Below are 281 nucleotides of genomic sequence, written 5' to 3'. Positions count from 1 at the left end.
AAGTGGCAGGATCAGTCCGGTCAGGACCGCTACTCCACCGAAATCGTGCTTCAGGGCTTCAACTCCAACCTGACCATGCTCGATGGCCGGGGCGAAGGTGGTGGCCAGGGCGGCGGGCTGCCGGATTACGGTTCGTCGGGCAATGATGGCGGGTTTGGCGGCCAGTCGGGCGGGGGCTACGGTGGTCAGTCCGGTGGCGGCTATGGCGGCGGTTCCTCTGGCGGCTCTTCAGGGGGCGGCTTTGGCGGTCCGTCGGGTGGATCCGGGCCCATGGACGACGA

Annotated in this window: 1 pseudogene; it reads left to right on the top strand. The window is 67.6% G+C overall.

From position 1 onward, the window contains the following. Positions 1-281 (top strand): annotated as a pseudogene (locus E1297_RS48710) (single-stranded DNA-binding protein); the annotation flags it as partial.

It is taken from the genome of Roseibium sp. RKSG952, from assembly GCF_009711355.1.
The sequence above is the reverse complement of the archived record's forward strand: the minus strand, read 5'-3'. Positions and strand labels throughout refer to the sequence as shown.